This window comes from Tolypothrix sp. PCC 7601 (assembly GCF_025677855.1).
Lineage (GTDB): Bacteria > Cyanobacteriota > Cyanobacteriia > Cyanobacteriales > Nostocaceae > Aulosira > Aulosira diplosiphon.
This window is the reverse complement of sequence record NZ_CP064879.1, coordinates 6,592,168-6,618,018: the sequence shown is the minus strand read 5'-3', so window position 1 is coordinate 6,618,018 and position 25,851 is coordinate 6,592,168. Positions and strand designations below refer to the sequence as shown.

The following is a 25,851-nucleotide window of genomic DNA, read 5'->3' as shown; positions in this document are numbered from 1 at the left end:
CATCTCCCTCATCTCCCCATTCCCTCACGCTGTCAGCGCTACTTTAATTACCTTGCGCGCTTTCATATCATTAAATACTTGCGCTAAATCTTGTAAGGGACGATGTTCGCTGATGAGTAGTTCTAAAGGTAGTCTATGGCTAGCTATTAATGCTAGGGCTGCGCGTACATATTTGGGGGTGTTGTGAAATACGCCCTTTAGGGTAAGTTCGCTATAGTGTAGCTGTTCTGTGTTGACTGTAATAGTTGTATCTCGTGGACAACCACCAAATAAATTAACAGTTGCACCAGGACGGGCACAAGCGATCGCAGTTTCCCAAACGCTGGGTACTCCTGTGGCTTCAATGACGACATCTGCGCCCCATCCTTGGGTGTGTTCTTTGACTACGCCGGGAATGTCGGGAATTTGATGATAGTTAAATGTTTTGGCTGCACCTAACTTTTTACCAATTTCTAATCTTTGGTCGTTACCGCCCCATAGCCATACCTCAGCTTTGGCACTATCAGCTATGGCAGCGACAAACATGAGCCCAATTGCCCCATCCCCGATCACTACTACCCGATCTACGGGTTTGATTTCGGTACGCCCTACGCCATGCAATACACAAGCTAGGGGTTCTGTCATGGCGGCTAATGCAAAGGGCAAGTCATTGGGAATGGGCAGCATATTATGCTGTACTATCGGCGCGGGAATTTTCAGATATTCCGCAAAGGTGCCGTTATTCCAAGTCAAATTTGGGCAGAGGGAATATTCTTGTCGTTGACAAAAAAAACAATTCATGCATGGAGCAGAGTTATTCGCAACAATGCGATCGCCTACTCGCCAACCTGTAACACCTTCACCCAGGGCGACAATTTGCCCAGCTGCTTCATGACCAAACAAAGTAGGTGGTTTCAGCATTCTGGCATGACCACCACGCCGCCAGACTTTTAAATCGGTACCGCAAGTTGTAGCCGCCCCCACCTTAATCACTACCTCACCAGCAGCCGGAGTCGGATCGGATACCTGCTCTAAGCGTAAATCTTCTTGACCATAAAGTAAGGCTGCTAACACAGCTTTTGACCTAAATGAGTAACTCCACCTGATTTTACCAGGTGGAGTCAGTCACAAGTCAGCCTTAATTCCATAGGTCTGTAGTTAACAATTGGGTGCTACAAAATTTAGGATTTTAGCCCTGACTACAAACATATTGCCCTAAGAATTAGCTGTAGGCTGGGGAAGAACACCTGTATTGCGGGTTTCCACATTCGACATCCGGCTCAAATTTAACAGTGGTACTTCTTGTCGGCAAGATAGACAAAACCAATACACTTCACTATGCCGAATATGGCGCAGGAGGGAACCACCACAACAGGGGCAAGTGTTGGCTCTCATACTCATACCGATGTCCTCCCTAAAAAGGTTGTTGAAATGTGAAAAAAAATTTTTGTTAATTAAAGCTGAATCTTGGCAGCATGAATGCGGCCATTGGAAGTTATGCGATCCTTGATAATTTGCTTGTAGACGGCTTCATAACCGTTAACCATTTGGCTGACACTAAATTTGTTTTCTACGTATTGGCGGCAGGTTTGGCGATTGAGGTTTAAAGCTTGCGGAATCATCTGTGCCATTTGTTCATAGTTTTGGCAGATAAAACCTGTTTCACCCTGGGCAATTACTTCTGGTACGGAACCGAGATTCATGGCAATTACAGGTGTACCAGTTGCCATTGATTCAATCATGACTAAACCAAAAGGTTCTTGCCAGGTAATGGGAAAAAGAGTTATGGCAGCATTGCCCAGAAGTTCAGCTTTTTCGGCATGGTTGACTTCGCCTAAATATTGAATTTGCTGACCATCAATGTGGGGAGCAATCTCTTGTTCAAAAAACTTCGAGTCTACTGCATCAATTTTTCCTGCCATTTTTAAGCGCCAACCAGTTTGCTTTGCAATTGCGATCGCATGGTGTGGCCCCTTTTCGGGGGAAAAGCGACCTAAGAATGCCAAGTATTCTGGTTCTTGGGGTTGGGCTTTAAACGGATAATCATCAGGATTAATTCCGTTATAAACAGTGCCAAAGTAGTTTAAGTCTACTTGCCGTTGAGCGTTACTAATACTAATGTATGGTTGCTTTTGATGATGGCGATAAACTTTACGGTTGTCGTTAGTAAAGCTGCCGTGCAGAGTATGTACAGTCGGAGTGGGAACTAAACTCGCTAAAGACAATGCCGAGATGCCTACATGGGAATGAATAATATCAAATTCCTTGGCTCGCTGGTAAACTTGGCTCAGTTCAAGCATTTCATAAACTGCATACTCTTTGACATGGGGGTCTAAGCGTAATGCTCGGGGATAAACTGCTTCCAAATTAGCCAGAGTTTGGGAATCGCCGGAGGCAAATAAAGTAACTTCATGACCACGACGAACTAATTCATCGGTCAAGTGACTTACTACCAGTTCAATTCCTCCATATGTAGGGGGGGGAACTCTTTCCCATAAGGGGGCAACTTGAGCGATCTTCATAATGTTTTGGTTCAGCCGATTAATGTTGTTCTGCAAATGAGAACTTAACTTTAAACTTGGGGGGCGAAGAACTTATAATTAAGCTTCTGAAATTTAAATTAACCAAGTTCATGCCCACAAGTGCAATATCGGTTAACCGTACTGTGCAACAGCACCAAACAATTTCAGATAAACCGTATTTGCCCCCTTGCGACTACAATACCAATGTACAATCTACTGCTGAATAATTTCATCTGTCTTGGGGATCATTGAGACAATTCGACCTATTCTGTAACTTAACCTACTGATTGGAAAAATTTGTAGCTGAAAATACTAAATTCTCCCTTGGGATCAATTGTTTTCAATTCTGATTGATGGAAAAGCGCTTATAACCTAGAGGTTGCATGAATATTAAAAAAATGTAAAAATCCCTCTCATTAATGATTATTAATTAAATTATGTAAATTCGGGATCAATGAAAATCGCTACTTGGAACGTGAACTCAATCCGTATTCGTTTAGAACAAGTTATTGATTGGTTAAATCAAAATCCTGTGGATGTTCTCTGCTTGCAAGAGACAAAAGTAACTGATAGCCAATTTCCGCGATCGCCTTTTGAAGACTTAGGCTATCAAGTATATATATCAGGGCAAAAATCATACAACGGTGTAGCTTTAATCAGCCGACAACCTTTGTTAGATATAAGTACTGGGTTCACCGCAATTGTGCCTAATTTACAACCTGAATGGGACGAGCAAAAACGTGTAATTACTGGAGTCCTTGATAATGTGAGGATTGTCAATCTTTATGTTCCCAATGGTTCATCTATAGGTAGCGAAAAATACGAATACAAGCTGCGTTGGTTAACAGTACTACGGGAGTATTTGCAACTACTATTAAAATCACATCCTGCTATCTGTGTATGCGGTGACTTTAATATTGCTTTAGAAAATAAGGATATTCACGATAAAGCCAAACCAGACAATCACATCATGGCATCTGAAGCAGAACGCCAAGCCTTGCGAGATATACTGACACTGGGATTTGCTGATGCCTTTCGTAAATTCACCTCTGAAGGCGGTCACTTCAGCTGGTGGGATTACCGTACCGCAGCCTTTCAGCGTAACTTAGGCTGGCGGATTGACCATCACTATCTCACACCAGTATTGTATGAGCGGGCAACGAGTTGCATGATTGATGTCGCACCGAGAAAATTGACTCAACCCAGCGACCATACACCTGTAGTTGTGGAATTGGGGATTTAGTAACGCGCGAAAAGCTTACGGATGCGTTACGCTGCGCTAACGCATCCTACCTTGTTCTGGCTGAGGATAAGTCAAAGTCCAGTTATTTTTATCATTTAATTGGTTATATAAACCTTGAAGAATTAGGCGCAGTGCAGTACGAGTTCTGATATATTCTCTCAATAAATGAGTTCCTGGGGCGGCAGATATACCATCATAGTATTGCTTGTAGCCAAATGGTTTGGCACATTCATTGCCAAAACCTTTAACAGTTAATACAAAAAATGGACTTTCCTTGTATTCGTTAGGAACCATGAAGACTCCATAGACATGATGTTTACCACGCCACGGCTGCACGATAACTTTAGCCGCCTGTACTTGGAATTTTTGGGTTTTTGATGACAGGAATGCTTCGGCATCGCAAACAGAATCATTGATAGGCCACCATAAAGTTAAAATTATTAGTGAAATTAGGAAAAGCAAAAAATAGAGAAATGGGCGACGCATAAATTCAACAGTAATTGTTGATGCAATTGCTGCTATCTGATGGGCAATGTTAATGCAGCTTTAGTAGTGAGAAGATTTTTATGAACAGAAGTATCACCTTCCACTACATTTTTTTAAAGCATCTTGTTACTATTAAGATAAGTAATAATTCAATTAAGTTTTGTGGCGATCGCTACTGATTATAATGATGCTAATAAATTTATCAGCAAGCTTTGATTTAACAGTACTATCTAACTATATTGCACTAACTGAGACTGAAGGCAAACTATCTAGGGTATTATTTTTTGAATCATAATAAATGATAAATAAATTACAGTCTTAAATTTTGATTATGCATATTTATCTCCGCACAATTATGGCGCAAATATTTCAAATGTATCGGCTTTTTGACATATAAAAAATCCAATCAATCTAACCATAGAGGGATTCTTTAATAAAACTTTCCTTCTAAACTGCCAATTTATGTATTAAATAAAATTATTTTTTATATTAAATTATACATTACTAAACCAATTTAAATGTACTGGAAAACAGTTACATTATATACTGCTAATTATATGCAAATATATTGTTCAAAAATTGGTATTTAATGATATCTAGTAAAATAGAGGAATTACCCATGCAAACTAGAGAAAATAAAATATTTCCTTTGCCAGAAGAGGATTCCATCAAATTAAAAAAAATTGACTATGTAGAATTTTATGTAGGTAATGCAAAGCAAGCAGCCTACTTTTATTGTAAATGTTTTGGCTTTAGGGCGATCGCCTATGCGGGATTGGAAACTGGAATGCGCGATCGCAGTTCGTATGTTGTCGCACAATCAAATATCCGCTTTGTGTTTACCTCGGCGCTAACACCAGAGGGGCCAGTAGCCGAATATGTGAGGTTACATGGTGACGGAGTGTATAATATTGCCTTGCAAGTAGATGATGCTCGTGCTTGTTTTGCAACTGCGATCGCACGTGGCGCACAACCAATACTAGAACCGACGATTTTTCAAGAACAAAATGGTTATCTTGTGAAAGCAACAATCAAAAGTTATAGCGGTGACCTAGTTCATTCTTTTATCGAGCGTCATAACTATAGCAATTTTGCGCCTCAATATCAGCCGATTGCCAATATATCAAGCAACAATTATGCTGGTTTATTTGATATTGACCACATTGTGATTAATGTCGAATTAGGCAAAATGGATTTATGGGCAGACTTTTATTGCAAAGTACTAGACTTGCAAGAGAGTCAACTATTTACTAGCGATGATATTTCTACTAAATATTCTTCGTTGATGTCAAAAGTTTTGCAAAATAATACTGGTCAAATTAGATTTCCCATTAATGAACCAGCAGCAGGCTATCGTAAATCACAAATTCAGGAATATTTAGATTTTCATTATGGCCCTGGTGTGCAACATATTGCCCTCAGAACCAATAATATTGTGAAAGCAGTCACAGAATTGCGTAATCATGGTGTGGAATTTTTAGAAACTCCAGATATTTATTACGAGAATTTGCAACAACGCATTGGTCAAATTGATGAAGATATAGAGACGTTGCGAGAATTGAAAATCTTACTCGATAGAGATGAAAAAGGATATCTCCTGCAAATATTCACTAAGCCATTAGTAACTAGACCAACATTTTTTATTGAAATTATTCAACGCAAAGGTGCACAAGGGCTAGGTAATGGTAATTTTAAAGCCTTATTTGAAGCCATTGAGCGTGAGCAAGCAGCCCGTGGTAATTTATTACCTTTTAGCTAAAAATTGAAGAGTTTTGCTAGCAAAAGCAGTGGTATGGAAAAGCAATCCAAAATCCAAAATCTAAAATCTAAAATTTAAAATAGGCAAGTTTTGATGCAAATTTATGCTACCTATGTAAACTCTCTATGCTGAACGACACCTGCTAAGATTTTTTACAGCATGGGTAGTAACATACACCAATATCAGCTATATTCCCCTAAGCATGGTAAAAAAAAGATGTTAATGGGAAGAATCTGGGGAAATCTACAAACCGTGAAAGGTGGGTTTTGTGCAATTGCGATCGCGCAAATTTTAGGGACAGCTACCTCTGCAAAAGCGGCGGAAACAGTTGTAGTGAGATATGGCCCGTTTGCAGAATCCTTCGCTGTAGCCGATTTGCAAAAAGCTGCGGAAACTGGAGAGTTTCCCAGAGACATAGCACTTTTCACCAATAAGTTACCGGAAGAACAACGCCGTTCCATATTAGGGGCCTTGAGAATGAAGATACCCCTAAACGTGGTCGCTATTAGTCGCTTATTGAATACGCAAATTGGGACAGCAATTCTCAACGATCTATCTACGGCTTTAGTCAGAAAAGATAGTGCTGGCGTACAAGCATTAAGAGCCGGATTCGTCTTAGGCTCCACTTCACCCGATGGACTTTCTATACTATCTTTTATTAAATCTTATCCGAGTCAACGCTTAGAAATAAATTTACCGCAATCATTTAGAGTTGCCAGCAATTTAAACTCAGGTTTTTGGCTGACGCAACAGTTTATGCTAGCGATCGCACCGCAACTCAACCCCATCACATCGCAACTATCTTTTTCTATTGATCCTAGCGCACCGGGAGTAGCTCAATATCAGGTTCTAGGTTTGGAATTAAATGACCAAAAACGCAACCGCAAAATTCCTGTAGATGTTTATTGGTCAAACTCTTCAACCACAGAAAAACCTGTAATTGTGTTTAGTCATGGTTTCGGATCGGTGCGTACAGATATGCGCTACTTGGCGCAACATTTAGCATCTCATGGCTATATAGTAGCAGCCCTAGAACATCCGGGTAGTAATGAGACATATACCAACTTAGCTTTCAAAAATAACACTAGGTTTATCCAACCCCAAGAGTTTTTAGATCGTCCCAAAGATATTAGTTTTGTCCTTGATGAACTAGAAAAACTCAACCAAACCGCTACTAGTCCCTTACAGGGAAAAGTCGCCACGAATAACGCTATGGTAATTGGCTATTCCTTTGGTGGTGGGACAGCCTTATCACTTGCAGGAGCGGAATTACAATTAGAAGAACTCAAACAGCGTTGTAAAAAGAATGTAGCTGGATTTAGTTTTGGAGAAACCCTGCAATGCGTTGCTCAAGAATTACCAGCTAATAAATATCAGCTACGAGATGAGAGAATTAAAAGAGCGATCGCACTTAGTCCGACCTCTTCTTTAATGTTTGGTAAAAATGGACTGAGAGAGGTGAAAGTACCTACCTTAATCTGGGCGGCTTCCGCAGATAAAACGCTTCCAGCTTTACCCGAACAAGTAATAGGATTCACTAAAATTCCATCTCCTAAATGGCTAGTGGGTATACTTGGCGGTACTCATTTGAGCGTCAAAGACCCCAGTACCACAATGGATCAAGCCACAAAGCTCAATACAGTCTTATCTGGTGGAGAAGTTGTAGGCGAACAAGCTGCAGATATTCGTAAATATTTGCAAGCGATCGCTTTAGCTTTTGCAGCCCAGGGAACTCCTGAAGCGGAAAAATATGAACCTTTTCTCACACCAGATTATGCTCAATTTGCTTCCACTCAAGCATTTCCCATTCGCTTAGTTACTAGAATTCCTACACAAGCAATGCTAGTAGTTAGGCAATATATTAAGAGTGAGGAATAAAGAATGGGGAATGGGTAAGGGGGAATGGGGAATGGGGAATGGGTAATTGGTAATAGTAATTTATTGGGGATTGGGGATTGGCGACTGTGGAGGATTTGCGACAACGCATAATTGAATTTTTTTGCTGGAAGGCGATCGCACCTCTAACAATGTCATTGTATCGAGCGACAATGCGATCGCATCGCCCTACATTGTTAATGTATCGCCCTACATTGTTAATGCATCGCCTTACATTGTTAATGCATCGCCTTACATTGTTAATGCATCGCCTTACATTGTTAATGTATTGCTCTACATTGTTAATGTATCGCCCTACATTGTTAATGTATCGCCTTACAACTAAGTTGCATTTGGCCTTTGTTATTCCCCTTGTCCCCAGTCCCTTTGTCCCCAGTCCCTTTGTCCCCAGTCCCCAATCCCCAGTCCCCAGTCCCCAGTCCCCAGTCCCCAGCGCTTCCTGCTAAAATGTTTCACCGAGCCGGAAGGAAAAAAAATGACAGAGGGAAAAATATTGTTGCAACCTGGCACTTTATGGCAAAGTGTCATAGAACGTACTGAATCTGCTTTGAAATGTGGGGCGTTGCTGTCGATACCAACGGATTTTGAATATATTGAGCAGGATGGTGTACGTTTCTTGGTGAGGATTTTGGCAAATCTTGTGCGTAAGGATGCAGCCAAGAAAAAACAGGCTCAACAAACCGCCACATCCGGTAAGGATTTTAATCCTTTTCTCCCATACGAAGAAGATTTATTTGTTGCAGATATTTCTGAAACTCATGTATGTCTCCTGAATAAATTTAACGTTGTTGACCATCATATATTGATTATTACTCGCGCTTTTGAGGAACAAGAAAGCCTACTTACCTTAGAAGATTTTGCAGCAATGTGGGCTTGTTTAGCGGAATATGATGGTTTAGCATTTTATAACGGTGGTCAAGTTGCAGGGGCCAGTCAGCGACACAAGCATTTGCAAATCGTACCTTTACCTTTGACAACTTCAGGTGATGCAATACCTATTCAGCCGTTGTTAGCAAAAGCAAAATTTCAGGATGCGATTGCAACCATACCAGGTTTACCTTTTAAACACGCTTTTGCAGCTTTAAATTCCCAGTGGGCAGAGTCGCCATTACCAGCCGCAAAAACTACAATGGAACTATATTATGCTTTACTCCATGCTGTAGAGATAGCTGCGGTTAACGATCATAGACAATCTGGTGCGTACAACCTTTTAGCAACACGAGAATGGATGTTAATCGTACCGCGATCGCAAGAAGAATACGAGTTCATTTCTGTTAACTCACTAGGTTTTGCAGGTGCGCTATTAGTGCGAAATCAGCAACAAATGCAACTCCTTAAAGACCAAGGGCCAATGAATATTCTTAAGAATGTGGGTTTTGTTAATTGGTAATTGGGCATGGGGCATGGGGCATGGGGCATTGGGCATTGGGCATGAGTAATGAGTAATGGCTATTCTCCCATGCTCCTCTGCTTCCTCTGCACCTCTGCTTCCTCTGCTTCCTCATCCCCAGTCCCCAGTCCCCATTCCCCAACAAGTGCCGTCCCAAAATTTATGTGTTATCTTTTGCAGCATCACTAATACTGATGTGTCAAAGCCGCTTTAATTCGTAATTCATAACTCATAATTCATAATTTCAGGAGAATCATTATGCATCACTTTGACCTGAAATGGATACGCGGCCAGTTTCCCGCACTCACACAAACAATTAATGGTAAGCCTGTAATTTTTTGTGATGGCCCTGGTGGAACTCAAGTACCGGGTGCAGTGCTTGATGCTATCAGTGATTATTTAGTAAGGTCAAACGCTAATGCTCATGGGGCTTTTGCGACTAGCGCGCGCACAGATGCACTGTTGACGGCGGCGCGTGCTGCTACGGCTGATTTTCTGGGATGTCATAGTGATGAGGTGGTATTCGGTGCTAATATGACCACCCTTACCTTTAGCGTCAGTCGCGCTATTGGTCGAGAATTGCAAGCAGGCGACGAAATTATTGTGACACAGCTTGACCATTACGCCAATGTTTCCCCTTGGTATGCGTTGGAGGAAAAAGGCGTGGTTGTGCGTGAGGTGGGTTTCAATGTGGAAGACTGCACCCTCGATATGGGTGAACTGGAACGGCTAATTAATGAACGTACAAAGTTAGTCGCAATTGGCTTTGCATCTAATGGAGTGGGGACAATTAACGATGTCCCTAAAGTTGTGCGTTTAGCTCATGCTGTGGGCGCATTAGTATTTGTTGATGCTGTTCACTATGCGCCCCATGCGCCTCTCAATGTTCATGCGTTGGATTGCGACTTTCTCGCCTGTTCCGCTTACAAGTTCTTTGGCCCCCACGTAGGGGTTTTGTATGGTAAGCGTGAGCATCTTGCCCGATTAACGCCATATAAAGTCAAACCCGCTCCTGATGATGTCCCATCGCGCTGGGAAACTGGAACTTTGAATTATGAAGGCTTGGCTGGGTTAGTAGCGGCAATAAATTACTTGACAAAATTGGGTTGTCATGTATCACCTAACGTTGATAACGAGTTAATTTCTGCCTTAATCGCAGCGGATAAGGAAGGTATAGAAACATTCCACTGTCCCAGCTTCCTCACTTCTGCAGATTCAGCGACACCTGCAATTACATCTGCTTATCACAGCAGACGGGCGGCTTTGGTAGCAGCGATGTCCAGCATTCAACAATATGAAAGAGAATTGAGTCACAAACTGATTCCGGGATTGTTGGCGATTCCTGGCTTAAAGTTATATGGCATTACCGATCCACAGCGCTTTAATTGGCGAACCCCAACAGTAGGAATTCGATTAGCCGGACAAACCCCCGCAACTGTTGCCAAAGCATTAGGCGATCGCGGAATATTTTCTTGGCATGGTCATTTTTATGCGATCGCTCTGATCGAAAAACTAGGCATAGAACCTACCAGTGGTTTAGTGCGAATTGGACTCACACACTACAACACAGCCGAGGAAATTGAGCAACTATTGCAAGCCTTACAAGAAATTGCGGTCTAGTCAAGTTTTGTAGAGACGCGATTAATCGCGTCTCTTTCCCCATTACCCATTACCTATTACCGATTACCTCCCCCTCAGCAGATTTGTGATTTATAGTATTTGCATAAATCGCCAGTTGTGACCGATTCTTGAGATTGAGACGGTTGAGAATACTTGTCACATGAGTTTTTACTGTGCCTTCAGTAATATATAGCTTTTGAGCAATTTCGCGGTTGGTTGCGCCTACGCCAATCAACTGCAAAACTTCTTGTTCTCGTGCAGTGAGTTCTGATAACTTTGCAGGCGCGGAACTTTCACTAGTTTCGGCTGGAGATGTTTCTTTCGCTAAAAGTTTATCAAATAACCCCGGGCCAAATTGAGTATAGCCATAATGTCCAAAGCGAATTGCATTTGCTAACTCGCTGGAAGGCATATCTTTAAGCAAATATCCTTTTGCACCCGCCCGCATAGCCCCAGCCAAAGAAGTATCATCATCAAATGTGCTGAGAATTAGAACTTTGATATGGGGATAGTTTTCTACAATTAATTTTGTAGCAGTTCGTCCATCCATTTCCGGCATCCGAATATCCATTAACACCACATCAGGCTGGAGTTGTGCAACCATTTCTAAGGCAACTTTGCCATTCTCCGCATCTCCCACTACCTGTAAATCACGTTCCTGTTCTAGCATTGCCTTTAATCCTTGACGAATCAAGCTTTGGTCGTCAACAATTAATAGGCGAATTTTAGCAGATTCATCAATTTTCATAAATTCTACCTCTTGGAAATATTCATAAATAAAGCTATTCATAATCAGTATTGGAAAATGTCTATCGTCGGTATGCTTTTTTGAAATTGATATTGAGTTTGGTAAAAAGGGTAAAGGGTAAGGGCGAAAGGTTCTTTCTGCGTCCTTTCTCCCTTAACCGCAAACAATCGGGATTGAAGTAGTCAACTTCTTTCTAGGTTTAATTTATCGGAACTAATAAGTAAGTTCCATCGAATAAATGTCACGACTTGAAGATGATATTTGTCATGTTGTTCCATGACATTTGTCATGTTTTTGGGGAATGGGTAATGGGGAATGGGTAATGGGTATGAAGAAATACAGTTTAGTTCAGTTAAGAAAATTAATTGATAACAAAACCAAAAAACTAGTTACTCAACAAAAAACAGAACAATAATTTTGGAGGGGGTTTGGGGGACGCAACCGTCACCCAATCGGGGGTTTGGGGGAGAATCCCCCAATTCTACTGGCTTCTTTAATAAGTGACAAAATAAGATTACTCTATGCCACCAAGAGCGATCGCATCTAATTGATTAGTATCAAGAATTGTAATTTTGCCACCTCGACTGTAGGTAATCATTGAGTTGAGGCTTTTAATTAAACGCACGCATTCCTCGTAAGAAATCCCAACACTACGAGCCATAAGGTAGTAAGATAACTTAACTTTTAAAGTCTCGCCTTTTGAAGTTCGCTCAGTTCCAGATTCGGCAGCATAATATTGAATTAATCTGGCAAGCCTGACAATAGCTCTTTCAGAAACTAATCCATGTACTGTTTCATGTAATTGCTGAATCCGATTGTTAAAAACCATCAACATCTGTAAGGCAATTTCAGGATTTTGTTGTATAGCCTTTAATAAAGCATCTCGCTCTACAGTGAGAATTTCACACTCAGATTCAGCCGTTACAGTCGCAGGGGAAATTCCATTTCCTAATAAAGCAGGCGCAGCAAAAATCTCTCCTACTGCTAAGGTACGCAAAATCGTTTCTTTGCCTGTGGTTGCTGTTTTGCTCACTTGAATGGAACCGCTAACAACAGCATATAATTTTGCAGGTAAGCGATCGCCTTCATGGAGAATCATCTCCCCCTTACTATAATGTTGCAGTTGGGTTTGGGGTTGCAAACTAATTTTGTCTGCAGTTGTTAACCCTGCAAACACAGTAATTTGAGAGAGTTGTTCCAATGATGCCTGCATGACATTAAGTAGGTAGGCGAAATTAAAGATAACTGGCTGAGGCTGTCATTTGTCTTTAGTCATTTGTCATTAGTAAGGATGTCAAACCTATTTACGGTTTTTAACATATTTGGGTTTATTTCCACCGACTTACTTATCTTAATAAGGAAACTCAAAACCACTTTCCCCCTTCTTGTAAAGACGCGATTAATCGCGTCTCTACCCCCCTGCCATCCAAGTGATAAAATATGCTTTATTTATCAATAGCAAAAGCTGGACGATGCTGAATCCAAGGATTTGCAGCCTCTAATTGTGCGGCGAGACTGATGAGTGTAGCTTCTGCGCCGGGTTTGCCAATTAACTGTACGCTAATGGGTAAACCGTTACTATCAAATCCTACAGGAAGTGCGATCGCAGGTTGTCCAGTAGCATTGGCTGCGGGACAGGGCGCAATCCAGTTAATAATCTCTTTGAGTGTGTCTTCTGGACTTAAGTCAGCCCATTCGCCTACGCGAATTGGAGAATGCAAATAAACTGGCAATACCAGCACATCAACATTATGGAAAAACCCAACAATTTGTCTAGCGGCGATTTGCATTTGTGATACTGCTTGCAGATATTCACCCGCAGAACCAGAACGCGCCAATAGCCAACGGTTCATTGGTTGCAAAACTTCTGCCGGAATTCCCGAAGCACCTACCCCAGCTTGCCAGATGATAGGAAATGGTTCAATTAATCCGCTAAAATCTGGCGATTTTTCTACAACTTTGTGTCCTAATTGTGCTAACAACTTAACTGTTTGCAAAACTCCTTGTTCACAGCTACTATCTGCTTCACCCAAGGGAGGAATAATCGTTGTATAGGCAATTTGCAATTCTTGGGGTGGTTTCTCGGTAGCAGAGAGGAAGGATGTTTCCGGATCGGGTAACCAATAAGGATCGCCTACTACGTAACCTGACATAGTATCTAAAAGTGCAGCCGCATCGGCAACAGTCCGAGCAATCGGCCCATTAGTGGCAATTCCCGAAAGGCGATCGCCTACAGGAGCATTACTTACTCTACCCCGTGATGGTTTAATGCCTACCAAACCACAACAAGCTGCAGGCCCACGCACTGAGCCACCACCATCGGAACCTTGAGCGATCGCACTCAACCCAGCAGCTACGGATGCGGCTGCACCACCACTAGAACCGCCTGGTGTATAGTCTAAATTCCAGGGATTTCTCGCTGGGGGAAATCCCATAGGTTCACTGTAAGGAAAAGAACCAACTTCGGAAGTGGCAGTTTTACCGAGGATAATAAATCCGGCTTGTTTGATGCGGGTAACTATCCCATCATCATAGGTAGGGATATTGTTGATTAAAGCAGGATTGCCATAAGTACAAGGTACACCAGCTACCGGGTTCAGGTCTTTAATCGAAATTGGTACCCCAAAAAATGGCGGTAACTCTGAACTATTTACCAGTATTTCTGTTTTAGCTTGAGCATCTGCGATCGCTAAATCTGCCGTCACCGTAAAATAGCTGCCTAACTGGGGATTTAACCGCTCAATCCTTTCTAGATATACATTTACCAACTCTAGAGGCGAAAGTTCCCGGCGACGGATTAATTGCGCCAACTTCAGTGCTGGGGTAAAAGCTAAATCAGTGGTATTCATGCGTGAACTACTGAGTAGTTTGAGGTTTTTTCTGCAATTTTCTACTAAGTTTGTTACTTTAGCAGGATTTTCGGGAAATATATCTCTGTAAATGCTGAGATTTGTCAATCAACTAGGATACTAGTACACTTACGTGAAAGTATTGACTAGTATGCAGTGGGCGTAGTTATTTTTTTAATCAAGCCATAACTTCACTGCATCGTAATTTTAATTGTTTGGCATCCACTTGCAACAATCGCCAAGGGATATTTATGGCTGAATTAGAAAAGGTACTGAATGAACTGCCAAAACTTGTTGAAGAGCTAAAGCTAACTGTGGGAAACACTGAAACAATTCAGCAAGAATTAACACGTTTAAGCGAAGCTCAAGAAAAATTGCACAATCTGCAAGTGGCGATCGCTCAAGAATTAGATGTGACAAAATCTCATCAAAATGGATGTAGCGCGATTTCTGCGGTTACAGCCAGAACATTATTGATACCTGACAATTTTTCTACGGATAATGGATTTATTGCCGAAAAATTCGGCAGTTTTAATAAACAGCTTTCCTTAACCGAATTACAAGCCCAAATGGTTCGCTGGCATGAGTGGGGTGAATTGCTTCAGTCTATAGCCAAAGATATGTTAAGCGATGAGCAAATTATTAACCAGCTAAATTGTAATATTAACTATACAAATATTCCCGAAAAATTCCGAGAAATTGAACAAATAATTCCCATTAATTTAGCCTTTGGCAATCAGAAAAAATTAGAATTTCAAAATAAGCAAATTATTACTTATCAATCTGATTTATTAGAAATTCAACAGAGATTATCTATAGTATTTGACAGTATTAATAGCAGCCAGACTATTTTAGTAATTTTGCTAGGATTATCGTTATTCTGTGGGCAAAATGGGCTAGAGCTACAATGGCTATCCGATGAATATGGCTTCATTATCTCTAGTATGGGCAAGTTTCAACCATTAACAGAGTTTATTAATGATTGCGAATCCTATAAAAATAATATCAATACTTTAGTTGAAAATATTAATAGCTTAAAAACGCAAACCGAACAAGCTATAGTTAGCTTACCCCAGAGTGATCCCTTGGGAAAAGCTGCGAAATATTTAGCCAGAAAACGCATCAATTCAATCTTATTTATTGCCTCCAGCGTATTAGTTTTAGGCTTGGGTGGTTGGACAATTTATCACCAAATTACTCAATTCCAGTCAGGCAATGTCAGTGGTAAACAACCAAAAAATGTTGTAGATAAATTCAAAGCTTCTCAAAAACTTGGTCTGGAAGCTTCTTTGATGGTGCAAAAGCCACCACTACCTCTCAAAGATTGGCAGCAAGCAGAAAGCAAATGGCAACAAGCAGTGCAATTATTAGAAAGTATCCCGGAGGGAACCCCAGTCTCTCCTCAAGCGAAGAAACAACTAATTAGCTATCGTACTAAATATGCGGCTATCAGTCAAAAAGTTTTGAATGAAAAGAAAGCTGCTACCAACTTAGAATATGCTCAAAAATTAGCAGTGGAAGCCGAGTTTATTGCCAAAAACGCACCACCAGAATCGGTGATTTTACAACAAGCAAAAGATAAATTACAAGCAGCAATTAACTTATTACAAAGCATTCCCGAAGGGACATCAGTCTCCAAAGAAGTACAAGACAAGCTGACTAGTTATCAAAATAGCTATGAGGCTATTGGTAGTAAGTGATTGGGGAACTCGGGGCCCCCTCTGGGGATAAGGGGGAATGGGGAATGGGGAATGGGTAATGGGGAATGGGGAATGGGGAATGGGGAAGAATAAAAGACAAATACCAACCAATCTCTAACCAATAACCCGTTACAGCCTGATAAATCTCTCAGTGCTTGGTTAGTAATAGCCAAGCGATCGCCATCAAGAGTTACCAATTCAAAATTGATTGACTGTCAATACTGCTCGGTTAAGGATTTTTAAGTCGGAATTTGGTTTGGGGAAAAGGTGAAAGGGTAAGGGTTAAAGGTTTTTTCTTGCCCCTTTTTCCCTTCCCCTTTTGCCCTTAACCGACAAGTATTGGATTGACTGTTACTTGCTTGACTGGGAATTAAAAGCATTCTAAGGTTTTACCGTACTGAAAAAACGGGGGAATGAATTGATGGCAACGGTAGAACTAGAAAAAAAGGTGATGAGTGAAGAAGAAGTAACAAAGCTGTGGGAAGCATTCAAAGTATTTGATGCTGACGGTAGCGGTGCCATCTCCACAAATGAATTAGGGCAAGTAATGCGATCGCTGGGGCAAAGTCCTAGTGAAACCGATTTGCGAGATATGATCAAAGAGGTAGATGTTGACTTATCAGGTAGTATTGATTTTGAGGAATTCAAAACCCTGATGGTGTCAGTACAAGGCGATCGCAAAAGCCGTCTTAAGTTGGCATTTAGTGTGTTTGATGAAGATGGTAGCGGTCAGATTACCACAAACGAGCTACACAGCATCATGAGTCAGTTTGGACTGACGGATCAAGAACTTGATGAGATGATTAAAGAAGTCGATCATGATGGCGATGCCTCAATTGACTTTCAAGAGTTCATGAAACTGGTTCCAGAAGAGTCAGAAATCACCACAGGCTATAAAGATTCACCCATTGCTTTTACTAGTTCCCCAGCAAATAATTCACCCACCGTCACCTCAGATATAGCGGCTACTACGGCAGCACCTACATTATCAACCATCACATCTCCTGCACAGGAAATAAAGAGCGACGACAAAGAAGTAGCGCGACTCAAAGAACTGCTTGCCCTACATCCCCAAGATCAAAAAGAACGCGCCACTTCTCGCCTGCAAATGCAAATCGGGTTATTCCGCCTGATTCAAGGGGCTGCCTATCGCAGCTTCCGTGAAAGTTTTTCCGCCAACCACGAAACCCACCTGCGCGTGAGAAACCTGCCCTACAAAATTACCGACTTTGTGCAGTTTGTCCAAAAAGCGATCGCATTGTATAAAGGGTTAGATGTCGTAGAAAAAGCTTGTTACCCCTTATTAGATGCCGTTGTTGAATCCATCGAAGCAGAATACGCCCGACTCCAACACCGCATCAAGAACTGGAACACCATCGAAAAAACACCCCAGATGCTGGCTGAGGAAAAAGCGATGCAGGAAGCACGGCGTAAATCAATCTCCGTCAGAGAGAAGTTTGCCGCCGGGGTTGAGTTTGCGATTACTGTCAAGAAAAAGCAATTCAGTTTTCGTGATATTGCCTCTGGTGTACTTGCCATCAACGAACTCAACCGTCTCAGACAGATGGAACTGAATGCAGAACTTGCCCCACCACCCGCTAAATCAGCAGGCAATCCCAAAGATTACCTCCAGCAGTGGCACCGGGTTATCCTCTCTGATGCTTCAGAAGAAATATCCGGTGCGATGATGCCTGTAGCTTATTGGTATGAAGATTTTATGCCAAAGCTGCTAGCCGCCTTCAGTGTCAACACTGCCGCAGATATCCCAAGCAACACAGTACTTGATGAAGCGGCGTGCGATCAATGGTATGAAGATACCAAAGCATCTGGAGAATTTGACCGCTATGGGGCAGATGTAGTACAAAACTTTGCTCAATGTACTCCTAAACAAAAGCTAGCCGTGAAGCAGGCATGGCGTTTGACACATCACTATCTCAATGGTGTACAAAAACGGCGTGAACGCCAAGAGTTTGGGCGTGAGTCAGGGGCACTATCCCAGTATGTAGCATTCATTGATGTCTATTTGGCAAGAAGTGACGTGAAGGATTTCCAGATGCGCGTCAGCTTTCCTTATTACATTGGCCCTGCTGTGTGGCGATTTTTCCACACCACAGCAGAAATTGTCTGTACCAAGCCAAATGCAGTACAAAAAGTGGTGGTAGAAATCTTCAAAGATTTCTTTAAACTATTTGCCACAATGTACCCCTGCCCTTACTGTCGTCACCACCTAAATATGTATGTGGTGCAGAACAAAGAAGTCGATATGTACCCAGTAGAATATTTATTGCTGGGACGTGATCCGCAACTGAATAATTTTGAAGTATCGATGGAAGCCAAGCTATCTACAGTTGTAGATGGCCCTGCCTTGCGCTTATTTTTCTGGAAACTACATAACACCGTTTCCTCATCGATCGCTCGCTCTGAAGAATGGTATCACAAGGATGAGAAAGCTTTTTACACTACCCGCTACTGGCCCAGTCTCGATTCCGAATTGGCACGCAGCAAAGCACTCAAACACCTCAGCATCTCCGTTGAGCGACTATACCGCCTCTATGGAATTATTAAACCAGCATCGCGGCTAGCTGGTGTAAGAGCAACACTGCAAAAGCTGTTAGAAAAAGGCGATGAGTCAGGCATTAGGGAAGCTTGCATCCTAGCCCAAGATTATATTCAAGAATTGGAAGCTGCTGCGATCGCCGGACAATTTCTTCAGGAAACCTACCACTTTGATCCGGAAATTGTCGATCAAACTCCCCACTTTACTCCTGAAGAAGAAGAGTATGCCCGCAGTGGCTTATTTGTGGAAGTGATTTAATTGACATCCTCTCACCGCTAACCCTCTAATGTTCTATTACCACAGAACGTTACTATTTTGGAGATGTCTAATACATTCGTGGAGGAAGGGAACAGGGAACAGAGAAAATATTTGTGTAATTAATTCTGTTTAACTAGCTTGAAAAATAGCTGAGGGCGGAGGTAGGCAGCAACATATGTTGCTGTGGTTGGAAAAATTCGCTCTTCAGCAAGTAATTAGGGGTAGTGTTACGGAAGCTGCATCCAAGGGTAAACTAAACAGTTTAGTTTAAAAAGGAAAATCTACGAGTGAACGGTTAGAGTCTGCTTAAATCCCAAAATTAACCCCACTCGCGTGATGATTGAGTGGGGTAAGGGTGATAAAGGTGAAGGGAGGGGCGATCGCGCTTCCTACTACCAACCAGTTAAAGTTTGATGTGCCATATCATGGGTACAAATTAGCCAAAAGCCATGAAAAACTCCATCCCCTTGTGGGTGGAGTTTTTGGGCATGGGGAATCGGGCATGGGGCATGGCGAAGAAATTACCAATGCCCAATGCCCCAAGCTGCGGGGCGGCTGTCCCTCTCCACCCACAAGGGGATGGAGTTTCCCGCCGCTTTCAATAAAAAATGTTTTCGGTTTAATTTTAGGTTATATAGGTGCAGCTATTACAGGTCAACCTAAAGCTATTTGCCGTACAATTTCTATAGAAGTAGGAATGCAAAATTCCGGTTTAGCTGTGGCATTAGCGATCGCACATTTTGATCCAGTAGCCGCAATACTAGGAGCCATATTTAGCGTTTGTCACAATCTTACAGGTTCCCTAATAGCCGCCATTTGGCGAAAATATTCATAATTCAGGCATTAACAGCAGTTTTTGCCACAAATAAGTATGAAAATCTGTCTTTTTCATGCCCTATGCCCCATGCCCTATGCCCCATGCCCTAATTCCAATCGAACATAAGTGCGATCGTCAAATGACTCTCTACCTGGGGCGAGTCCTCTTTGACCTAAATAAATGTCATAAAATAAAGGGTCTTTGGCAATCATTTCTGAGAGAATGGCCTCGCTTTCTATGAGAGTTATTCTTAAATCTGGATAACCATCACTAGCAAGCACTACCGACTTAATTTGTTCGGGAATTTGAATCACTTCAATATATTTCTCAGGGACTTTGTCACCATTAATTACACCATAACCAAAAGGTTCTGCCGGAGAATTACATAACGATGCTTGCAATCTATAGATAGATACTAAAAAATTTTGGCTGGGATCGTTTTGTAATAGTTCGTCAATTGTTTTACCCTGAGCTAGATAGGAATGCACAATCAATGAACGTAACTGAGTTGTAACTTCATCGACTTTACTGAAAGGATTGTGACCTTTACCATCTAATAAATATTGGCAATCTCCAACCCGCCAAAGTTCTCGACGCGCATTAGAGAAGAGTATGATTGCAAAACAGGGCGCAAAAATTGGCACTGTCTCTGATTGAACTCTTGCTAAAGCTTCTTTGACTGCTTGAGTTAACTGCTCAATGGCTTCTGTGGCGCTAGCCTCAGCCGCAAGACTTTCTAAAGCTTGAGCGCCTATTTCTGCTACAAAACGACCAGGAGAAAGCCCATCATAACTAGCACCTGATGCATCTGTAGCGCCATCTAAGACAGCTACAAAGTCCTTAGTAACAACCAGGCGATCATCACCTAAGCTCGGATCTCCGTATTTTGAGCGACTTAATGATTCTACTACTGTGAAGCTGGTGTTTTGATTCATCTCTAATGTCTTACCTCACAGATATCTGTACCAGATATTAAATACTTGTACGAATAAATATCAGGCTATTTACTAAGGGTATTTAATACCTATACCTGTAGATAATGACATAAAATGATTTGGCAATCAACTCAATTACAAAGTTTTTAAACCTACTGAAGCTTTGCGATAAAAACCTTGCCCTTTGAGAGATTTTATGTAACCATTCTATATCGATATTTCGAAAATACTAAAACTCGATACATTTACAGTACTATGTTGATGTGTACATATATCTGTACATTTTTGTGCTGTTTTTAATCTACAAAAACAGCTATATCTAGCTTTTTGTAAGCAATTATCTAGCCTATGATAAAAATTGTTTTACCAATTTCTAAAGATGCTTATATTCATCAGTGATGGCTAAAATTTGTAGAGGAAAAGGATGCATCAGGCTGATTTGTCATGTGGTTGGGAAAAACTATGCTATAAGTCCGGAAATTAAGCAATAACCCAACTTATTAACTACATATTTATGGATTTTCAAGAGCAGTCTCAGAGCAACGATACAACTGCATTTAGCAATCTGCTAGCAAATCGAACGACTGTTTTCACATTAGCGATCGCCTGTGGATTAGCAATAGCAAATGTGTATTACAATCAACCTCTGTTAGCAGATATAAGCAGAAGCTTTCATATCTCTGTACAGCAGGTAGGATTTATCCCGACGCTTACCCAAGTAGGCTATGCAACCGGCTTATTGTTTTTAGTGCCCCTAGGCGATCGCTTAGAACGAAAACAGCTGATTATTAAAATGTTCGGCTTGCTGAGTTGTACCCTAGTTGCAGTCGCCATTTCTCCCAACATCATCTGGCTGGGTGTAGCAAGTTTCCTTCTTGGGTTTAGCAGCATTGTTGCCCATTTAATTCTTCCCTTCGTAGCTCAAATCACCCCGCCCAACCAACGCGGAAAGGTGATAGGTACTTTAATGAGTGGGCTAATTATTAGTGTTTTGCTAGCTCGTTCTGTGAGTGGTTTTGTGGGTAAGCTCATGGGCTGGCCTGGAATTTATTGGATTTCTGCAGGTGTAATGATTGTTCTGGCTTTAGCGATTCGTCAGCAATTACCTGAAAATCGCTCCTCATCACAGATGTCTTATCCAGAACTAATGCAGAGTCTTGCCCATCTTACCTATGAACAGCCTGTACTTCGGGAAGCTGCATTCAATATCGCTTTAATATTTTGCGCTTTTAATGTCTTTTGGGTAACACTAGTTTTCCTGCTAGAATCCCCTGTCTATAACTATGACAGTCAAGTTGCAGGATTATTTGGCTTAGTCGGTTTAGTGGGAGCAGGTACAAGTTCTCTGGTGGGTAGGTTAGTAGACAAATGGGGCGCGAGGCGCGTTGTAGGTATCGCTCTTTGTTGTGCTTTATCTGGCTTTACAATTCTCTGGCTAACAGGGACTCATTTAATGGGTCTGATTTTGGGTGTAATTATCTTAGAGTTGGGAATGCATAGCGCTTACCTTTCCAATCAAATCCGTGTTTATAATCTTGTTCCCAATGCTGAGAGCCGATTGAACACTGTTTATATGGTGATTAACTACAGTGGTGGGGCACTTGGTTCTTTACTTGGTAGTTATAGTTGGGTAATTGGGCAGTGGAATGGGGTTTGTGCTTTGGGGCTTTTCCTATTAAGCTTGGCTGTAATTTTGCACTTTGGCGGACGTAAGAAATAGACTCAGATTCCTAGCAAATTCAGTACTATCCGTAGCACTGGGAAAAATTCATCTTTGATTTTGAGGAAATACACTTATCCCTCAATGCTAAACGGTACTTATTAATCTAGTGAAAGTATCAATTGCCAAGAAATTGAGGAATTGCTAATATTTTGCCTTCTAGATTACCAGCAGGTGCACATTATGGCGGAATCAAACGGCATAATCAAAGATGGCTTTCTCTATCCTCGCAGTCGCTATCATGGTCAAGTAAAACCGCAGAATTTAGTATTTAACGCGAATCTGCAAGAATTTTCTCAAAAAGTTGGTTATATTTCCTCCTTGGAGACAAACGGTAAACTTTCACCAGAGGAAGCTTATCAGAAGATTGAAACAATGTGGGAACAGTTAAAAAAATCCAAATTTGAATTAGGAATCACTTCTGATTAACTGATTTATCAGGGATTGATGACAAAGGCTGACTACAATATAAATAATTTCAAGCTAGATAAGAGTTTCCTATTTTGGTTGTCTAACTATACGACGTTTATTGAAAAGTATTGTATGGCTTATAGTGAGACACAATTGCATTCAGATAAATTATAACTTCCACAGAAATACAAATTATCGGGGCAATCATAAATTGCCCCTAACTGCATATTTGAGCTTCGGCTTTTGTTTTTACTGTTAAAGGTGCTGATAGTGCAAAAACTCCTGCTAATGTATATTGCACCATCCGCTTTAATACAGTGCGACGTTGTGGAAGAAATGGTATTTTCATAACTTTTGAAACGAACTCTAAGCTTATTGAAAAGTTGGTTTATTTGCCACTAATTTTAGTAGCCTAAATAGCTATAAAATCTGTGCCTATCCCTGCGATGTTTATGGCAGATGAAAAGTTGTAATCAGTAAGCTACTAAAAGCCGATTGATTTACCGTATTTTGCTATATAAGAAATTCTTCCACAGTTCGCAAAAAAATGCAACTGGTAAATCAAACATTTTTATCAGCTAATATTTTTTAGAAAAATAAAAATATAATAGGTAATTTATAATTATTAACTTAATTTTTTATAAAAAATTCGCACTTAAAGTAATTAAAAAATATAAATTACTTCTAATGTGAATTAAAAACGCCTCTTATACCATAAGGGTTTCTAGATTAACCCACAATTATTATTTTGGAGCTAGGCTAGGGCTAGCCACGAAATTATAAAGGTTTCAAGATTTAATAACTAATTAAATCTTGAAACCTTGTTAACCTGTTTCTTACAGCAGTTTTCATGTATTTAGACCACAGGCTGATATCTGTATTTCTTTGTTACTTTGCGCCTTTGCGTGAGATATAAAATTGTGGTTCATTTACCTGAAAATAGCTGTAAGTATTTAGAGACCTCCACAAAAAGAAATGCCCAATTGTCATTGCGAATGTAGCGTTCGCGTAGCGTCCCGTTCGCGTAGCGTCTCCGTCAGGAGAAGGGAAGCGAAATGAAGCAACCGCAAAATATTGGGATTGCTTCACTACACTCCGTTTCGCTCGCAATGACAGCTTTTGGATCAATCATTCTGTGGAGTTCTCTTACCATTCTTGTAATGTTGGCCGAATGAGGATTTCATTCACATTCACACGGGATGGCTGGGTAACTGCGTAAACGATCGCAGCTGCAATATCTTCACTTTCTAAAGGTGTCACAGAACGACGACGCGCTTCACTTTGTTGTTTAAAAACTGGGTCGGTAATATGATCATTTATCTCCGTATTGACTAACCCAGGCTCAATAACTGTGATACGGATATTTTGCTTACAAACTTCTTGTCGCAAGGATTCTGAAAAACCGTTTACGCCCCATTTAGTTGCATTATATACACCAACACCAACCCTTGCAGTGCGTCCCGCAACAGATGAAATATTGACGATATGTCCTGCACCTTGAGCTTTTAAAATGGGTAATACCGCATGGGTGACATACAACAACCCCAATACATTGAGATTAATCATCTCCTTCCATTCTGAGGTATTGCCACCATCGATCGCACCAATAACCGCAATACCTGCATTATTGACGAGGATATCTATGCGGCCGAATTCAGTTTTTGTTTTGTGAACTAAATTCTGGACTTGAGCTTCATCTGTCACATCAGTAATAATGGGTAAAGCCTTGCCACCAGTAGTAGCAATTTTTTCTGCCAAGGCATTTAAGCGATCGCCTCTACGAGCAGCCAGAATCACTGCTGCACCTTCTGCTGCTAGTGCTAAGGCGGTGGCTGCACCAATACCAGAGGAAGCTCCGGTAACAATTGCAACTTTGCCGTCTAATTTACCTGTCATGATTGGTTAACGTTTGATTGCTAATGTGAGTCCATCTGCTATAGAAATCAAGCTTAAATCTATGCGATCGTCTTGATGCAGTTTGCTATTAAATTCTCGGATAGCATTGGTAGCTGAGTCTTGCACATCTGCGTTGGCTGCACGTCCAGACCACAGCACATTATCAATGGCAATTAATCCACCTGGACGAATCAGCTTGAGTACTCTTTCGTAATATGCATAATAGTTTTCCTTATCGGCATCAATAAAGGCAAAATCAAAGGTTTCTGCCTCATCTGCTGCCAATAATTTATCTAAAGTCTCGATAGCTGGAGCTAATTTCAGGTCAATTTTTTCTGCTACACCTGCGGCTTGCCAATAACGACGCGCGATGTTGGTAAATTCTTCACTAACATCACAAGCGATGATTTTACCCTCTGGTGGCAAGGCTAAAGCCACACTGAGAGAACTATAACCTGTAAAAACGCCTAACTCCAGAGTCTTCTTGGCTCCTATCAGTTTGACTAAAAAACCGAGAAACTGTCCTTGTTCTGGCGCTACTTGCATATTTGCTCTGGGATGACGCGCCGTCTCTTCCCGCAGTTTGAAGAGTAATTCCGGTTCTCGCAAAGAGATAGACAACAGATATTGATAGAGTTCGTTTGGTAGATGCAGCGTTTTACTAGGAGCCATTAGAGTCAATAACTATGGATATTATTTGAGCTTCATGTTTTAATATACAGTAAATCTATCAAAATACAGTATATTAAAATATGAAGCTATTTTGGAAAAACACCGGTAAGGGCACGGCATCCAAAATATTTGGGGATATCAAATTATCTTAATGGTGCCGTGCCCCTACAAAGAAATTATCTGTCGCCAACATTAATTTGAATTAGTAGAAGACTAAAAAATCTACGAGTAAGATGCCCGTATCACAAGAGCTATATGATTATTTTTTACCTAATTTATCTTTACTACGCTGCATTTTTTAACATAGTAAGTACCTAAACAAAAATATTTACAGTCATTGCGAGCGAAGCGTTCGCGTAGCGTCTCGAAGAGAAGCAATCCCAGCCCTTGCGA

General features: G+C 41.2%; 23 protein-coding genes. 11 read left to right on the top strand and 12 right to left on the bottom strand.

The window, feature by feature from the left end; translation table 11 throughout:
- Positions 1 to 24: 24 nt before the first annotated feature.
- The 3 genes from HG267_RS26670 to HG267_RS26660 form a co-directional block, all read right to left on the bottom strand.
- Entirely contained in the window at positions 25 to 1,053 is a 1,029-nt protein-coding gene (locus HG267_RS26670) for a zinc-dependent alcohol dehydrogenase (RefSeq protein ID WP_045872250.1), read from the bottom strand.
- A 141-nt stretch (positions 1,054 to 1,194) separates the two neighbouring features.
- Complete coding sequence (locus HG267_RS26665; protein ID WP_071989446.1) at positions 1,195 to 1,380, bottom strand: hypothetical protein; 186 nt, start codon at positions 1,378 to 1,380, stop codon at positions 1,195 to 1,197.
- 53 nt (positions 1,381 to 1,433) lie between these two features.
- Positions 1,434 to 2,501 carry a glycosyltransferase family 4 protein gene (locus HG267_RS26660; RefSeq protein WP_096621830.1) on the bottom strand — a complete coding sequence of 356 codons (1,068 nt, stop codon included), beginning with the start codon at positions 2,499 to 2,501 and terminating at the stop codon, positions 1,434 to 1,436.
- Between the two features lie 454 nt (positions 2,502 to 2,955).
- Between HG267_RS26660 and xth the strand changes: the two genes are divergently transcribed.
- The gene (xth, locus tag HG267_RS26655) at positions 2,956 to 3,744 is read left to right on the top strand and encodes an exodeoxyribonuclease III (RefSeq protein WP_045872249.1); all 789 of its coding nucleotides are present in this window, start codon (positions 2,956 to 2,958) and stop codon (positions 3,742 to 3,744) included.
- Positions 3,745 to 3,780: 36 nt separating this feature from the next.
- Here the strand turns inward: xth and HG267_RS26650 are convergent, their stop codons facing one another.
- On the bottom strand, positions 3,781 to 4,230 hold the full coding sequence (locus HG267_RS26650) for a hypothetical protein (RefSeq protein WP_045872248.1): 450 nt from the start codon (positions 4,228 to 4,230) through the stop codon (positions 3,781 to 3,783).
- Between the two features lie 619 nt (positions 4,231 to 4,849).
- Here HG267_RS26650 and hppD point away from each other — a divergent pair.
- From hppD to HG267_RS26630, 4 genes are all read left to right on the top strand, one after another.
- Positions 4,850 to 5,989, top strand: coding sequence for a 4-hydroxyphenylpyruvate dioxygenase (gene hppD, locus HG267_RS26645; protein ID WP_045872434.1), 1,140 nt, complete (start codon positions 4,850 to 4,852; stop codon positions 5,987 to 5,989).
- A gap of 222 nt (positions 5,990 to 6,211) precedes the next feature.
- Positions 6,212 to 7,867, top strand: coding sequence for an alpha/beta hydrolase (locus tag HG267_RS26640; RefSeq protein WP_045872433.1), 1,656 nt, complete (start codon positions 6,212 to 6,214; stop codon positions 7,865 to 7,867).
- A 77-nt stretch (positions 7,868 to 7,944) separates the two neighbouring features.
- A complete protein-coding gene (locus HG267_RS26635; protein ID WP_155539439.1) occupies positions 7,945 to 8,331 on the top strand; it encodes a hypothetical protein in 387 nt (128 codons plus the stop codon).
- A 29-nt stretch (positions 8,332 to 8,360) separates the two neighbouring features.
- A complete protein-coding gene (locus HG267_RS26630) occupies positions 8,361 to 9,275 on the top strand; it encodes an ATP adenylyltransferase family protein (protein ID WP_045872247.1) in 915 nt (304 codons plus the stop codon).
- On the opposite strand, the gene HG267_RS26625 is transcribed toward HG267_RS26630, so the two are convergent.
- Positions 9,265 to 9,417, bottom strand: coding sequence for a hypothetical protein (locus tag HG267_RS26625; RefSeq protein ID WP_155539437.1), 153 nt, complete (start codon positions 9,415 to 9,417; stop codon positions 9,265 to 9,267). The two genes, HG267_RS26630 and HG267_RS26625, sit on opposite strands and share 11 nt — an antisense overlap.
- A gap of 116 nt (positions 9,418 to 9,533) precedes the next feature.
- On the opposite strand from HG267_RS26625, the gene HG267_RS26620 reads away from it, so the two are divergent.
- The gene (locus tag HG267_RS26620) at positions 9,534 to 10,895 is read left to right on the top strand and encodes a cysteine desulfurase-like protein (RefSeq protein ID WP_045872246.1); all 1,362 of its coding nucleotides are present in this window, start codon (positions 9,534 to 9,536) and stop codon (positions 10,893 to 10,895) included.
- Positions 10,896 to 10,944: 49 nt separating this feature from the next.
- Here the strand turns inward: HG267_RS26620 and HG267_RS26615 are convergent, their stop codons facing one another.
- The 3 genes from HG267_RS26615 to HG267_RS26605 form a co-directional block, all read right to left on the bottom strand.
- The gene (locus tag HG267_RS26615; RefSeq protein WP_045872432.1) at positions 10,945 to 11,643 is read right to left on the bottom strand and encodes a response regulator transcription factor; all 699 of its coding nucleotides are present in this window, start codon (positions 11,641 to 11,643) and stop codon (positions 10,945 to 10,947) included.
- 514 nt (positions 11,644 to 12,157) lie between these two features.
- Positions 12,158 to 12,856, bottom strand: a complete 699-nt coding sequence (locus HG267_RS26610) for a Crp/Fnr family transcriptional regulator (protein WP_045872245.1) — start codon at positions 12,854 to 12,856, stop codon at positions 12,158 to 12,160.
- Positions 12,857 to 13,088: 232 nt separating this feature from the next.
- On the bottom strand, positions 13,089 to 14,492 hold the full coding sequence (locus HG267_RS26605) for an amidase (RefSeq protein ID WP_045872244.1): 1,404 nt from the start codon (positions 14,490 to 14,492) through the stop codon (positions 13,089 to 13,091).
- Positions 14,493 to 14,743: 251 nt separating this feature from the next.
- Here HG267_RS26605 and HG267_RS26600 point away from each other — a divergent pair, with 251 nt between their 5' ends.
- The 3 genes from HG267_RS26600 (at position 14,744) to HG267_RS26590 (ending at position 19,842) form a co-directional block, all read left to right on the top strand.
- On the top strand, positions 14,744 to 16,192 hold the full coding sequence (locus HG267_RS26600) for a hypothetical protein (RefSeq protein ID WP_045872243.1): 1,449 nt from the start codon (positions 14,744 to 14,746) through the stop codon (positions 16,190 to 16,192).
- Positions 16,193 to 16,613: 421 nt separating this feature from the next.
- A complete protein-coding gene (locus HG267_RS26595; RefSeq protein WP_045872242.1) occupies positions 16,614 to 19,007 on the top strand; it encodes an EF-hand domain-containing protein in 2,394 nt (797 codons plus the stop codon).
- 355 nt (positions 19,008 to 19,362) lie between these two features.
- A complete protein-coding gene (locus HG267_RS26590) occupies positions 19,363 to 19,842 on the top strand; it encodes a bile acid:sodium symporter family protein (protein WP_155539435.1) in 480 nt (159 codons plus the stop codon).
- A gap of 74 nt (positions 19,843 to 19,916) precedes the next feature.
- Here HG267_RS26590 and HG267_RS26585 read toward each other — a convergent pair whose 3' ends face one another.
- A complete protein-coding gene (locus tag HG267_RS26585) occupies positions 19,917 to 20,759 on the bottom strand; it encodes a protein phosphatase 2C domain-containing protein (RefSeq protein WP_045872240.1) in 843 nt (280 codons plus the stop codon).
- Positions 20,760 to 21,273: 514 nt separating this feature from the next.
- Here HG267_RS26585 and HG267_RS26580 point away from each other — a divergent pair.
- Positions 21,274 to 22,479, top strand: a complete 1,206-nt coding sequence (locus tag HG267_RS26580; protein ID WP_052335301.1) for an MFS transporter — start codon at positions 21,274 to 21,276, stop codon at positions 22,477 to 22,479.
- Between the two features lie 183 nt (positions 22,480 to 22,662).
- Positions 22,663 to 22,908: a hypothetical protein gene (locus HG267_RS26575; RefSeq protein WP_045872239.1), complete on the top strand. Its 246-nt coding sequence runs from the start codon at positions 22,663 to 22,665 to the stop codon at positions 22,906 to 22,908.
- Between the two features lie 199 nt (positions 22,909 to 23,107).
- Here the strand turns inward: HG267_RS26575 and HG267_RS26570 are convergent, their stop codons facing one another.
- The 3 genes from HG267_RS26570 to HG267_RS26560 all read right to left on the bottom strand — a co-directional run bounded on the left by HG267_RS26570 (position 23,108) and on the right by HG267_RS26560 (position 25,458).
- Positions 23,108 to 23,239, bottom strand: coding sequence for a hypothetical protein (locus tag HG267_RS26570; RefSeq protein ID WP_255325274.1), 132 nt, complete (start codon positions 23,237 to 23,239; stop codon positions 23,108 to 23,110).
- A 797-nt stretch (positions 23,240 to 24,036) separates the two neighbouring features.
- Positions 24,037 to 24,786, bottom strand: a complete 750-nt coding sequence (locus tag HG267_RS26565; RefSeq protein WP_045872238.1) for an SDR family NAD(P)-dependent oxidoreductase — start codon at positions 24,784 to 24,786, stop codon at positions 24,037 to 24,039.
- Positions 24,787 to 24,792: 6 nt separating this feature from the next.
- Positions 24,793 to 25,458: a class I SAM-dependent methyltransferase gene (locus HG267_RS26560; protein ID WP_045872237.1), complete on the bottom strand. Its 666-nt coding sequence runs from the start codon at positions 25,456 to 25,458 to the stop codon at positions 24,793 to 24,795.
- Between the last annotated feature and the right edge of the window lie 393 nt (positions 25,459 to 25,851).

Excerpts from the sequence above, each read along its gene's own strand:
- HG267_RS26665 (WP_071989446.1), bottom strand. The coding sequence starts at position 1,380 with ATGAGTATGAGAGCCAACACTTGCCCCTGTTGTGGTGGTTCCCTCCTG.
- HG267_RS26660 (WP_096621830.1), bottom strand. The coding sequence starts at position 2,501 with ATGAAGATCGCTCAAGTTGCCCCCTTATGGGAAAGAGTTCCCCCCCCT.
- xth (WP_045872249.1), top strand. The coding sequence starts at position 2,956 with ATGAAAATCGCTACTTGGAACGTGAACTCAATCCGTATTCGTTTAGAA.
- HG267_RS26650 (WP_045872248.1), bottom strand. The coding sequence starts at position 4,230 with ATGCGTCGCCCATTTCTCTATTTTTTGCTTTTCCTAATTTCACTAATA.
- hppD (WP_045872434.1), top strand. The coding sequence starts at position 4,850 with ATGCAAACTAGAGAAAATAAAATATTTCCTTTGCCAGAAGAGGATTCC.
- HG267_RS26640 (WP_045872433.1), top strand. The coding sequence starts at position 6,212 with ATGGGAAGAATCTGGGGAAATCTACAAACCGTGAAAGGTGGGTTTTGT.
- HG267_RS26630 (WP_045872247.1), top strand. The coding sequence starts at position 8,361 with ATGACAGAGGGAAAAATATTGTTGCAACCTGGCACTTTATGGCAAAGT.
- HG267_RS26620 (WP_045872246.1), top strand. The coding sequence starts at position 9,534 with ATGCATCACTTTGACCTGAAATGGATACGCGGCCAGTTTCCCGCACTC.
- HG267_RS26615 (WP_045872432.1), bottom strand. The coding sequence starts at position 11,643 with ATGAAAATTGATGAATCTGCTAAAATTCGCCTATTAATTGTTGACGAC.
- HG267_RS26610 (WP_045872245.1), bottom strand. The coding sequence starts at position 12,856 with ATGCAGGCATCATTGGAACAACTCTCTCAAATTACTGTGTTTGCAGGG.
- HG267_RS26605 (WP_045872244.1), bottom strand. The coding sequence starts at position 14,492 with ATGAATACCACTGATTTAGCTTTTACCCCAGCACTGAAGTTGGCGCAA.
- HG267_RS26600 (WP_045872243.1), top strand. The coding sequence starts at position 14,744 with ATGGCTGAATTAGAAAAGGTACTGAATGAACTGCCAAAACTTGTTGAA.
- HG267_RS26595 (WP_045872242.1), top strand. The coding sequence starts at position 16,614 with ATGGCAACGGTAGAACTAGAAAAAAAGGTGATGAGTGAAGAAGAAGTA.
- HG267_RS26585 (WP_045872240.1), bottom strand. The coding sequence starts at position 20,759 with ATGAATCAAAACACCAGCTTCACAGTAGTAGAATCATTAAGTCGCTCA.
- HG267_RS26580 (WP_052335301.1), top strand. The coding sequence starts at position 21,274 with ATGGATTTTCAAGAGCAGTCTCAGAGCAACGATACAACTGCATTTAGC.
- HG267_RS26575 (WP_045872239.1), top strand. The coding sequence starts at position 22,663 with ATGGCGGAATCAAACGGCATAATCAAAGATGGCTTTCTCTATCCTCGC.
- HG267_RS26570 (WP_255325274.1), bottom strand. The coding sequence starts at position 23,239 with ATGAAAATACCATTTCTTCCACAACGTCGCACTGTATTAAAGCGGATG.
- HG267_RS26565 (WP_045872238.1), bottom strand. The coding sequence starts at position 24,786 with ATGACAGGTAAATTAGACGGCAAAGTTGCAATTGTTACCGGAGCTTCC.
- HG267_RS26560 (WP_045872237.1), bottom strand. The coding sequence starts at position 25,458 with ATGGCTCCTAGTAAAACGCTGCATCTACCAAACGAACTCTATCAATAT.